This window comes from Microbacterium sp. MEJ108Y (assembly GCF_000834175.1).
Classification (GTDB): Bacteria; Actinomycetota; Actinomycetes; order Actinomycetales; family Microbacteriaceae; genus Microbacterium; species Microbacterium forte.
Genome location: NZ_JXQX01000013.1, coordinates 97,673 through 108,363 on the forward strand (window position 1 = coordinate 97,673; position 10,691 = coordinate 108,363).

11 protein-coding genes and 1 tRNA gene are annotated in these 10,691 nt (G+C 68.6%); 6 read left to right on the forward strand and 6 right to left on the reverse strand.

Annotated features, from left to right (window positions below; all coding sequences use genetic code 11):
* Positions 1–9 precede the first annotated feature (9 nt).
* From RU09_RS08800 to RU09_RS08820, 5 genes are all read right to left on the reverse strand, one after another.
* Complete coding sequence (locus RU09_RS08800) at positions 10–765, reverse strand: HAD-IIB family hydrolase (protein WP_042539658.1); 756 nt, start codon at positions 763–765, stop codon at positions 10–12.
* The gene (locus RU09_RS08805; protein WP_052492912.1) at positions 762–1,238 is read right to left on the reverse strand and encodes a VanZ family protein; all 477 of its coding nucleotides are present in this window, start codon (positions 1,236–1,238) and stop codon (positions 762–764) included. The genes RU09_RS08800 and RU09_RS08805 overlap by 4 nt, the downstream gene beginning before the upstream one ends.
* Before the next feature lie 66 nt (positions 1,239–1,304).
* Positions 1,305–1,381, reverse strand: a tRNA-Pro gene (locus RU09_RS08810).
* 53 nt (positions 1,382–1,434) lie between these two features.
* Positions 1,435–2,370: a metallophosphoesterase gene (locus tag RU09_RS08815; protein ID WP_042539660.1), complete on the reverse strand. Its 936-nt coding sequence runs from the start codon at positions 2,368–2,370 to the stop codon at positions 1,435–1,437.
* Positions 2,367–4,955, reverse strand: coding sequence for a transglycosylase domain-containing protein (locus tag RU09_RS08820; protein WP_042539662.1), 2,589 nt, complete (start codon positions 4,953–4,955; stop codon positions 2,367–2,369). Before RU09_RS08820 ends, RU09_RS08815 begins: the two co-directional genes overlap by 4 nt.
* A gap of 78 nt (positions 4,956–5,033) precedes the next feature.
* Here RU09_RS08820 and RU09_RS08825 point away from each other — a divergent pair, with 78 nt between their 5' ends.
* Positions 5,034–5,258, forward strand: a complete 225-nt coding sequence (locus RU09_RS08825; protein WP_042539664.1) for a hypothetical protein — start codon at positions 5,034–5,036, stop codon at positions 5,256–5,258.
* Positions 5,255–5,713 (forward strand): RidA family protein, encoded by a 459-nt coding sequence (locus RU09_RS08830; protein ID WP_042539666.1) that lies wholly within the window; start codon positions 5,255–5,257, stop codon positions 5,711–5,713. Before RU09_RS08825 ends, RU09_RS08830 begins: the two co-directional genes overlap by 4 nt.
* 56 nt (positions 5,714–5,769) lie before the next feature.
* On the opposite strand, the gene acs is transcribed toward RU09_RS08830, so the two are convergent.
* Entirely contained in the window at positions 5,770–7,737 is a 1,968-nt protein-coding gene (gene acs, locus RU09_RS08835; protein ID WP_042539668.1) for an acetate--CoA ligase, read from the reverse strand.
* 412 nt (positions 7,738–8,149) lie between these two features.
* Between acs and RU09_RS08840 the strand changes: the two genes are divergently transcribed.
* Genes RU09_RS08840 through RU09_RS08855 form a run of 4 tightly spaced genes read left to right on the forward strand, consistent with a single transcriptional unit; the run spans position 8,150 to position 10,647 of the window.
* The gene (locus RU09_RS08840) at positions 8,150–9,163 is read left to right on the forward strand and encodes a TadA family conjugal transfer-associated ATPase (RefSeq protein ID WP_042539670.1); all 1,014 of its coding nucleotides are present in this window, start codon (positions 8,150–8,152) and stop codon (positions 9,161–9,163) included.
* Entirely contained in the window at positions 9,160–10,053 is an 894-nt protein-coding gene (locus tag RU09_RS08845) for a type II secretion system F family protein (protein WP_042539698.1), read from the forward strand. The genes RU09_RS08840 and RU09_RS08845 overlap by 4 nt, the downstream gene beginning before the upstream one ends.
* 52 nt (positions 10,054–10,105) lie before the next feature.
* Positions 10,106–10,303 (forward strand): DUF4244 domain-containing protein, encoded by a 198-nt coding sequence (locus RU09_RS08850; RefSeq protein ID WP_042539672.1) that lies wholly within the window; start codon positions 10,106–10,108, stop codon positions 10,301–10,303.
* Positions 10,303–10,647, forward strand: a complete 345-nt coding sequence (locus tag RU09_RS08855; protein ID WP_042539674.1) for a TadE family type IV pilus minor pilin — start codon at positions 10,303–10,305, stop codon at positions 10,645–10,647. The genes RU09_RS08850 and RU09_RS08855 overlap by 1 nt, the downstream gene beginning before the upstream one ends.
* Positions 10,648–10,691: the final 44 nt, after the last annotated feature.

The window sequence follows — 10,691 nt, forward strand, 5'->3', positions numbered from 1 at the left end:
CGTCGAGGATCAGAGAGTCCGCAGAAGCTCGTCGAGCTTGTCGGCGGTGTCCTCCCAGCCCTCCACGGCCACGGAGGGCACTCCGATCGCCAGCACGGGGTAGTCGTTGCCGCCCTCGTCGAGCCGGTCGCCGTAGAAGAGCATCGAGCCGAGCGGGATGCTCGTGTGCTCGGCGAGCTGCTTCATGCCGAACGCCTTGTCGATGCCGGCGAGGGTGATGTCGATCGAGGTCGAGCCGCCGGATCGCACCTCGAGGTCGGGGAGTCGCGCGGCCACGGCGTCTCGAAGCGCCTCACGTTTCGCACCCGATGGGTCCCAGTCGTGCTTCGCCTCGCGGGGAGCCTTCTGCCCGAGCGCCGAGAAGGTGATCTGCGATCCGCGGTCTTCGACGATCTCGCCCCAGGGCTGCGCCTCCCAGAGTCCGAGGCGCTCCGCCTCTTCGCGCAGAGCGGTGAAGGCGTCGGACTTCTGCTCGGCGGTGAGGTCGTGGGCGTAGAGAGGCGAGAAGTCCGAGCCGTCGTGCCGCAGGTATCGGGTGCCGCAGGTCGGCAGCAGATGCAGACGTGCGGCGGACTCGTCATCGATGGCTCCGAGCCGAGCGACCACCTGTGCGCGGAACTGCGCCTCGTTGCCGCCCGAGATGATCGCGACATCGACCTTCTGCAGCAGCGCGAGCAGCAGCGAGACCATCCTCGCGTCGATGGGCTCTTTCGACGGGGCGAGGGTGTCGTCGAGGTCGAAGGCGACGAGTGCAGGCGAGGTCATGATGCCTCCAGCGTAGACGGGCGATGCTGAGAGAGACGCGGTGCGAAGAGCAGCGTGCCGACGATCGCGATGGCGACCCCGATCAGGGCGCCGCCGGAGTTCGCGACCACATCGGTGAGAGTGGCTGCACGATTAGGCAGAACGAGGCGCTGGAGAACTTCGATCGAGAGCGACAGCGCGGGGCCGAGCACGATCGCCAGAGGCCACAAGCGGCGCGGCACGAGGAGGAAGGCGAGGATGCCGATGGGCACGAACACCAGCACGTTGGCGATGATCTCCAGGCGCGTGAAATCGAGAGACTCCCACCCGAGGCGGTGCGCGGCCGACAGCACGAGATCGAGCAGGTTCGGCATCGACTTCTCGACGCGCTCGGGCGTGAGTGTGAGCAGCGCCAGACCGACGAAGAACGGGATGCCGAGAGCGAGCGCGATACCGCGGGTGAGCCGGCGCGGGGGAGGGAGCAGACGACTCACACGGTGCCTTTCACCTCGGGACGGATACAGAGAAGGCCGCCCGTGAGGACGGCCTTCCGGTGTTACTGGTCGGGGTGACAGGATTTGAACCTGCGACCTCTTCGTCCCGAACGAAGCGCGCTACCAAGCTGCGCCACACCCCGTTTTGCAACCCTCCGAGTCTACAGCGAAAAGCTCTCAGCACCGAATCGAGGCGTCAACCGCGCGCCGTCAGCGTGAGCAGCGTCGCCTCCGGGCGGCATGCGAATCGCACCGGTGCGTAGATCGAGTGCCCGCAGCCGGCGCTGACGTTGAGCGGAACCGTGCGGTCGCCCTGCGTCCACGTGCTGAGGCCCTTCGCCTGCTTCAGAGGGATGTCGCAGTTCGCGACGAGAGCACCGAATCCCGGCAGACAGACCTGGCCGCCGTGCGTGTGACCGCCGAAGACCGCATCGGCACCGAGGTCGACGAAGCCGTTCAGTACGCGCTGATACGGCGCGTGGGTGACCCCGAGCACGGTCGTGTCGGAGGGTCGCGGTCCGAGGGAGTCGATCGCCCCCGGCAGATCCTCGAGGCGATCCCAGTCGCAGTGCGCGTCGCTCACGCCGAAGAGGTCGAGCGGGTTGCCGGCGACCGTGAGCCGCGCAGCGGCGTTGTTCAGACTCGTCCATCCGAGCTCGTCGGTGAAGTAGGCGTCCATCGCATCGGTGTCGAGGAAGTTCAGCTCTCGCGGTCGCTCCGACGGGCCCGCGAAGTACCGGATCGGATTGCGCGGCGACGGGCCGATCACGTCGTTCGAGCCGTGCACGAAGACGCCGGGGATGCCGGCGAGGGGCTCGAAGGCTCGGCGAATCCCCGTGAGGCCATCGCGATGCCCCAGGTTGTCGCCCGTGTTGATGATGAGATCGGGCTTCAACTGCGCGAGCGAGGCGAGCCAGTCCTGCTTGCGATGCTGCCACGGAGCCATGTGTGCATCCGAGATGTGCAGCACGCGCAGCGGGGCTGAGCCGGGCGCGAGAGCGGATGCCGTCGCCTCGCGCACCGTGAACAGGTAGCGCTCGATGCCGATGCCCCAGACGGCGGCCGCAGCACCAGCGGCCCCCACCGCGCCGAGCGCGATGAGGGCCGGGTGTGCCGCATGGCGCGACGTCACTTGCAGCTGACCTTGATGGAGGTGCTCTTGGTGGTCGCGGTGTTCGCTGCCGGGTCTGTCGAGGTCACGGAGGCGTTCTGTCCGTTGCACGATCCGTCGAAATCGATCGACGAGAACCCTGCGCCGAACAGCGCGCTCTGCGCTTCGGACTTCGACTGCCCGGTGATGTCCGGCACGGTCGCACCCTGGCCATTGCTGGGCGAGATCGTGATGGTCGCGCCGCTGGGGGCCTGTCCGGACGGGTCCTGAGCCATGATCACGTCACCTGCGGGGCCGTCGACGGCCGGGCCGACGGCTGCGGTGAAGCCCGCTGCCTCGATGAGCGAGCTCGCCTCGCCGACCGACTTGCCCACGACATCGGGAACGTCCGTCAGCACCTGACGAACGAGCTTGTCGTCGGGCCGGGGGAACTGGTCAGCGGGGTAGACGGCATTCGCGGCTCCCTGGATCGCCCTGGCGAGACCGTAGCGGATGTCGCCGAGTCGGGTGCCATCGCCGTTGCGGAAGTCGTTCAGCGGCACGCGGCCGTCGATGTTTCCCACCCACACCGCAGTGGTGACCTTGGTGCTCGACTCGACGAGCATCGTGTGCTCCTTCTCGGCGGTACCGGTCTTGCCGATCAGCTGGGTGCCGTCGAACGGGTTCGCCCGCGTTCCCGTGCCGTTCCCCTCCATCACGCCGCGCAGCGCGAACGCCGCGGTGGCTGCCACCTCGGGAGTGAGCTGCTGGGAGCAGTTCTGCGCAGGAGGCGTGATCTCCGCTCCGTTCTCACCGATGACCCGGTCGATCACGCGCGGCTCGCAGTAGACGCCGTTGTTGGCGACAGTCGCGTAGGCGCCTGCCATCTGCAGCGGGGCCACGCTCTTCGAGCCGAGGACCGTCGGGAACGGATCGTTCGGGGCGGTGTTGGAGGTGGTTCCACCGACCGTGATGTCATCGCCGTTGCCGTAGTGGACGCCGAGCCTCTTGGCGACCTCGTTGATGTCGCAGAGGTCGAGCTGCTGCGCCATCGCGAGGAAGCCGGTGTTCAGCGACTGCGCAGTGAACTGCCGAACGCTGCCCACCGACCCGCCTGAGTTCCCGAAGTTGTTAATCTTGGCGCTGTTCGTGACCCTGTCGCCGCACTTCGTGAAGGGGCTGAAGGTCTTGAGGCGGCCGTCGAGCACCTGGTTCACCGAGTGTCCTGACTCGAGCCAGCTCAGAAGGGTGAAGAGCTTGTACGTCGATCCGGTCTCGAACCCGTAGGTCGAGCCGCCGTGCGCCTTGTCGGCAGCGAAGACCTGCGAGGTCTCGCCGGCGGCGAGGTTGGCTTCGGTCGTCTCGTTGAAGACGGTGTTCTGGGCCATCGCGAGGATGCGACCGGTGGATGCTTCGACCGACACTCCGGTGCCGCCGACCAGGATCCCGGGCATCGCCTGCGGGACCTGCGACCTCACCGCGTCGATCGCGGTCTGCTGCACGCGCATGTCGAGCGAGGTGTAGATCTCCATGCCTCCGCGACGCAGGTTCGCGCGACGCTCCTCCGCGGTGGCGCCGAAGGCCTCGTCGTTCTCGATGACGGCCTTCACGTACTGGCAGAAGTAGGCGTTGTCGCCTGCGGCCCCGCAACCCTGCTGGGGCTCGCTGAGCACCGGGGTGATCGGCGTGGCCACAGCCTCGTCATGCGCGGCCTGCGTGATCTTGGCGTCGAGCAGCATCCGGTCGAGGACGTAGTCCCTGCGGTCCTTCGTGTCCTTGTAGCCGTCGGCATCTCCGTTGTGCGCCACTCCGGCGTCATCGGTCCAGATCCCGCCCGGGCGGTCGATGCGGAACCTGTTGGGCTCCTGGACCATGCCGGCGATCGTGGCCGCCTGAGCGAGGGTGAGGTTCGCCGCCGTGGTCGAGAAGTAGCGGTTCGCTGCGGCTTCGATGCCGTAGATGGTGCCGCCGAAGTTGGCGATGTTGAGGTAGCCGAGAAGGATCTCGTTCTTCGAGTACTCCTTCTCGATCTTCAACGCGTAGCGCATCTCCTGCAGCTTGCGCTCGACGCCCTCGCCGCCCTTCGCGACTGCCGCATCGAGGAAGCACTGCTCGATCTGCGTCGAGTAGTCCTCGGCTCCGGGGTCGACGTCCTGTTCGCACTCCTGAACCTGGACGTTCTTCACGTACTGCTGCGTGATCGTGGAGGCGCCTCGATCGGTCGTGCCCGCGACGTTCCCGACTGCGGCCTTGATCGTCGCGCCGAGGTTGATCCCGCCGTGCGTGTAGAAGTTCTTGTCCTCGCTCGAGAGGATCGCGTCGTACATCACGGGTGCCACCTGGTCGTAGGCGACCGGGATGCGCTTCTGCTCGTAGAACGACGCCAGAGCGACGGGGTTGCCGTCGAGACCGGTCGCGTAGATGGTGGACTGCTGCATCGGAGCGCCGACCTGGAGGTTCTCGGGGAGGTCCTCGAAGATGGTGAGGGCCTGCGACCCGGCGATACCGGTCATGGCGAGCACAGGGGTGACGCTGGCCGCGACGAGGAGACCGGCGACGGTGCTCAGCCCGACGAGTCCGAGGACTCCGCCGAGCGCACCTTTCACCGTGCGATTCTTTTGAGGCATACGCTAGATCGTAGGGGAGTTCCCTGAATACCGCCTTTGACGCAGCCGCCATCGCGGATGCCGCCAGACAGGAGAGCCATGACCACGTGGGAGTACCTCACCACCCCGCTGCTGATCCACAACACCGCTGCGATCCTCAACAACTGGGGCAAGCAGGGCTGGGAGCTCGTGCAGGTCATCCAGGGGCCCGAGGGCGGGCTCGTGGCCTACTTCAAGCGTCCGGTGTCGGCGGATGCCGCAGGCAACGCCGGTCTCGCGGCCGCTGCCGAGGCGTCGCGCCAGTTCGAAGGGGGCGCCGCGTGAGCCTCTCTCAGCGTCTGACCGAGCTCGGCATCGAGCTTCCGGCGGTGGCGGCACCCGTCGCCGCCTACGTTCCGGCGGTCGTCCATGCCGGGCTCGTCTACACCTCCGGTCAGCTGCCGTTCACCGCAGGTCAGCTTCCTGCGACGGGCAAGGTCGGCGCCGAGGTCAGCGCTGAAGACGCGAACGACTACGCCCGCACCTGCGCGCTGAACGCCCTCGCTGCGGCCGCCGACGCCGCCGGCGGGGTCGACAGGATCGGCGGAGTGCTGCGGCTCGGCGGGTTCGTGGCGTCCACGCCCGACTTCACCGGCCAGCCCGGCGTCATCAACGGTGCGAGCCTCGTGCTCGGCGAGATCTTCGGCGACGCCGGTCGTCATGCGCGCGCGGCTGTCGGCGTGCCGGTGCTGCCGCTCGACAGCCCGGTCGAGGTCGAGGTCACGTTCATCCTCGCCTGACCCGAATATGAAGAACGCCCCCTCCCGGATCGGGAGGGGGCGTTTCTGCATCCGCCCTATTTGACCTGAGCCGAGATGATGCTCATCACGGCGGTGTCTGCGAGGGTCGTGGTGTCGCCGACTTCGCGGCCCTCAGCGACGTCGCGCAGCAGGCGCCGCATGATCTTGCCCGAGCGGGTCTTCGGCAGCTCGCCGACGATGTACACGTCGCGGGGGCGTGCGATCGCACCGATCTGCTCGCCGACCCAGAGGCGCAGCTGCTGAGCGAGACCGGCAGGGTCATGGGCCGAGAGGTAGCTCTCCTTGATGATCACGAATGCGACGACCGCCTGGCCCGTGGTCTCGTCGGCGGCGCCCACGACGGCGGCCTCTGCCGTCGCCTCGTGAGCGACGAGCGACGACTCGATCTCGGCCGTCGAGAGGCGGTGGCCCGAGACGTTCATCACGTCGTCCACCCGCCCGAGCAGCCACAGGTCGCCGTCATCGTCGAGGCGAGCGCCGTCGCCCGCGAAGTAGTAGCCCTGCTCCTCGAACTTCTCCCAATACGTCTCCTTGTAGCGCTCCGGGTCGCCCCAGATGCCGCGCAGCATGCTCGGCCACGGTTCGGTGACCACCAGGAGGCCGCCGTTGCCGTTGCCCACCTCGGCGCCGGTCTCATCGACGACGTCGATCGAGATGCCGGGCAGCGGAACCTGCGCGGAGCCCGGCTTGGTCGCGGTGACGCCGGGGAGCGCCGAGACCATGATCGCGCCCGTCTCGGTCTGCCACCAGGTGTCGACGATGGGGGTCGTGCCCGCACCGATCACGTCGCGGTACCAGATCCAGGCCTCGGGGTTGATGGGCTCGCCGACCGAGCCGAGCAGACGCAGCGACGACAGGTCGAACTTCGCGGGGACGCTGCGGCCGATCTTCATGAACGAGCGGATCGCGGTCGGTGCCGTGTAGAAGATCGAGACCTTGTACTTCTCGATGATCTCCCACCAGCGGCCGGGGTGCGGGGCGTCGGGTGTGCCCTCGTATATCACCTGGGTCGCGCCGTTCGCGAGCGGGCCGTAGGTGACGTAGCTGTGCCCGGTGATCCATCCGATGTCGGCCGTGCACCAGTAGACGTCGGTCTCGGGGTGCAGGTCGAACACGTATTTGTGCGAGTACGCGGCCTGGGTGAGGTATCCGCCCGACGTGTGCAGGATGCCCTTGGGCTTTCCCGTCGTACCCGAGGTGTAGAGGATGAACAGCGGGTTCTCGGCGGGGAAGGCCTCGGCGGTGTGCTCGGGCGACGCGGCAGGAACAACCTCGTGCCACCAGAGGTCGCGGCCGTCCTGCCAGTCGACCTCGTTCTCGCCGCGCTTGACGACGAGCACGTGCTCGACGGTCTGCTGCTCGCCGTCTCCGCGGTCCGCGAGGGCCTGGTCGACGGCCGGCTTCAGCGCCGAGACGCGGCCCTTGCGGTATCCGCCGTCGGCGGTGATGACGAGCTTGGCGCCCGCGTCGTCGATGCGCGACCGCAGGCTGTCGGCGCTGAAACCGCCGAACACGACCGAGTGGATGGCTCCGACGCGAGCGACGGCGAGCATCGACGCGACCGCCTCGGGGATCATCGGCAGGTAGATCGCGACGCGGTCTCCGTGGCCGACGCCGAGGCCCTCGAGCACGTTGGCGACGCGCTTGACCTCGTCGGTGAGCTCTGCGTAGGTGATGGTGCGTGAGTCGCCCGGTTCGCCTTCCCAGTGCAGGGCGACGCGATCGCCGTTGCCCGCTTCGACATGGCGGTCGAGGCAGTTGTAGGCCACGTTCAGCTCGCCGTCGTCGAACCACTTCGCGAACGGAGGGGTCGACCAGTCGAGCACACGGGTGAACGGCTTGTGCCATTCGAGCAGTTCGGCGGACTGCGCGGCCCAGAAGGCCTCGCGGTCTGCAGCAGCGCTCTCGTACAGCGCAGGGGACGAGACCGACTGCGCGACGAACTCCTCGGAGGGCGGGAACTGGCGGGTCTCATCGAGAAGATGATCGATCTGGCTGCTCATCGGCGGGCGCTCCTTTGCGGCGTGGCAGGTCGTGCGGGCATGAACGCGTCTGCACGCGATCAGGTCAGGGCGAATCTAGCCTCGGGCAGGGACATCGCATACTGCCGAAAGTAGGTAGTCCGGCCGGTTTTGTCAGGACGGTCGCCTTGCGTACACTCGACGACAGCCGAATTATCATTCTGGCCTTGGCGTGCCCGATTCCCCCATGAGGGACGCCGTGGGCGGCATCTCATTCCCCCCGTGAGATGCCGCCCTCTCTTTTTCGGGAGCGCTCCCACGTCGGGCTCACTCCTCATGTCCGTCTTCGCGACCTGCTCTGCACGCTGAACGCCCGGGCGGGGTTGCCCACAGACGCCGTCCGAGCCGCTCGACGCGGGGGTCGCGCGCTGAGCGCGGCGCCTAGCTTCGGGGGATGCCCGATCCCTTCGTCATCCAGCCGCGCGGCACGTCGCCTCTCGTCGACGGCGCCGAACGGGGTGGTCGCACGCCGCTGCAGGTCGATCCCGTCTTCGGTCCGCTCGCAGAGCACTGCGCTGACGACGAGGTCACCGACATCTTCGTCAACGGCGCCTCAGGGCTGTTCATCGACCGGGGGCGCGGCGCCGAGGCGGTGCACGGGTGGAGCGCGTCCGAGCGGGAGGTTCGCGATCTCGCGGTCGCGCTCGTCGGTCTCGGCGGTCGCCATCTCGACGATCAGGCACCGTGCGTCGATGTGAGGCTCGAGTCCGGCATCCGGGTGCATGCCATCCTCGCGCCCATCTCGACCTCGGGGACGGCTCTATCGATCCGTGTGCCCAGAGTGCGCGCCGCGGATCTCGATGCGTTGGCGGAGCTCGGCGCCTTCGACGCCAGGCAGCACAGCTGGCTCCTCGGTCTGGTGGCTGAGCGCGCCAACATCCTCATCACCGGCGGCACCGGCACAGGCAAGACGACTCTGCTGTCGGCGCTGCTGTCGGCCGCGCCGACCTCCGAGCGCATCGTCACGATCGAGGACGTCGCCGAGCTGCGCCCGCAGCACCCCCACCATGTCGCTCTCGAGGCGCGACAGCCGAACCTCGAGGGCGCCGGCGGCATCAGTCTCGCACGGCTGGTCCGCGAGTCGCTGCGCATGCGCCCCGACCGTCTCGTGGTCGGTGAGTGCCGAGGCGAGGAGGTGAGGGAGCTGCTGACAGCTCTGAACACCGGACACGATGGCGGCGCCGGAACCCTCCACGCGAGCGGTCTGAGCGATGTGCCGGCCCGGCTCGAGGCACTCGGCGCGCTCGCATCCATGGACGCCACGGCGCTCGCGCGCCAGGCGGTGAGCGCGTTCACGATCGTTCTGCACCTCGACAGGGCGCCCGGAGGGCGGCGACGCATCGCGCAGGCGGGGGTGCTCGCGCTCACTGGAGGCCGGCTGGGCATCGAGGAGGTGCGACCGTGGTGAGCGCTCGACGGAGAAGCGCCCCCGACGCCGGAACAGACGCGGCGACCGCGGTGCAGACGCTCGCCGTGCTGCTGCAGGCCGGAGCGGTGCCGTTGGTCGCCTGGAGGCACCTCGCCTCGATCGGCGACGCGCACGCCGCATCGGTTGTGGAGCGAGTCGACGGCGGCGTCTCGCTCATCGCCGCGATCGAGGCCGAGGGCGGCCCGTGGCGAGACCTCGCTGCGGCGTGGGAGGTGGCGACCACCGTCGGGGCGCCTCTGGCCGATGTGCTGCGCATGATCGCGGAGACGCTTCGCGACGCCGCGTCCGCCGCCGATGATGTGCGCATCGCTCTCGCTGAACCGGCGGGAACCGCGCGGCTGCTCCTGTGGATGCCGTTCGCCGGTCTGCTGCTCGGTTTCGCCCTCGGCTTCGACACTCTCGGTGTCATCTTCGGGACGCCTGCGGGAGCGGCCTGCGTCGTGGCCGGGCTTCTCCTCGTGCTCGCTGCCCGAGGCTGGACGAACCGACTGCTTCGGAACGCGCGACCCGAGCCGGGCACTCCGGGGATGCAGGCGGAGCTCATCGCCGTCGCTCTCTCCGGCGGCGCCTCCATCGATCGGGCCCTGCGCCTCGTCGCGGAGAGTCCCGCGTCTCATCGCGGAGATGACGCGCGAGTCCGCGCGGTGCTCGAGCTGTCGCACGCCGCGGGGGTGCCGGCCGGCGAACTCCTCCGCGCCTCCGCCGGGCAGGAGCGGCACGCATCCCGCATCGACGGCCGCCTCCGCGCGGCGAAGCTCTCGACGACGCTGCTGATCCCGCTCGGAGTCTGCACGCTGCCGGCATTTCTTCTGCTGGGAGTCGCCCCGCTGCTGCTGAGCGTGCTCCTCTCGACCCCGCTGCCGCTCTGACGGCCGCCGACCACAGGATGCACGCGCATCCGCACACAGAAAGAAGGAACCCATGAACACACTCCCTCCGCTCACTCGGCGCCGTTCCGCGACGCTGTTCGGAGACGACAGCGGCGCCGCCACCGCCGAGTACGCGATCACGACGATGGCCGCTGTGGCCTTCGCCGGGCTGCTCGTCGTCATCATGAGGTCGGATGAGGTGCGCGGCATCCTCACCGACCTGGTGCGTCGGGCGCTCACGGTGTCGTGATGAGCGCCGGTCGTGACGGCGAGCGGGGGTCGGTGGCCGCCGAGCTCGCACTCGCGCTGCCCGCGGTGGTCCTCACTCTTCTGCTCGGGGCCGGTGCGCTGGGCGCGGCCGCTCGTCAGGTCGCGCTCCAGGACGCATCGGCCGACGCCGCGCGCCTCCTCGGCCGAGGGGAGGACGCGGGCCGGGCCTCACATGCAGTGTCGACCGCGGTTCCTGGCGCCGGAATGTCGAGCAGCTCATCCGGAGACCTCGTCTGCGTGAAGGCGCACGCCGACGTCGCGATCGGCGGCTTCGTCCGAATCCCGCTGCAGGCGTTCAGCTGTGCACTCTCCGGAGGACTCTGATGTCGACCATCGCAGCGGAGAGCGGCTGATGGCGGGCTCTGCTC

Excerpts from the sequence above, each read along its gene's own strand:
- acs (WP_042539668.1), bottom strand. The coding sequence starts at position 7,737 with ATGAGCAGCCAGATCGATCATCTTCTCGATGAGACCCGCCAGTTCCCG.
- RU09_RS08850 (WP_042539672.1), top strand. The coding sequence starts at position 10,106 with ATGAACACACTCCCTCCGCTCACTCGGCGCCGTTCCGCGACGCTGTTC.
- RU09_RS08825 (WP_042539664.1), top strand. The coding sequence starts at position 5,034 with ATGACCACGTGGGAGTACCTCACCACCCCGCTGCTGATCCACAACACC.
- RU09_RS08820 (WP_042539662.1), bottom strand. The coding sequence starts at position 4,955 with ATGCCTCAAAAGAATCGCACGGTGAAAGGTGCGCTCGGCGGAGTCCTC.
- RU09_RS08855 (WP_042539674.1), top strand. The coding sequence starts at position 10,303 with ATGAGCGCCGGTCGTGACGGCGAGCGGGGGTCGGTGGCCGCCGAGCTC.
- RU09_RS08800 (WP_042539658.1), bottom strand. The coding sequence starts at position 765 with ATGACCTCGCCTGCACTCGTCGCCTTCGACCTCGACGACACCCTCGCC.
- RU09_RS08840 (WP_042539670.1), top strand. The coding sequence starts at position 8,150 with ATGCCCGATCCCTTCGTCATCCAGCCGCGCGGCACGTCGCCTCTCGTC.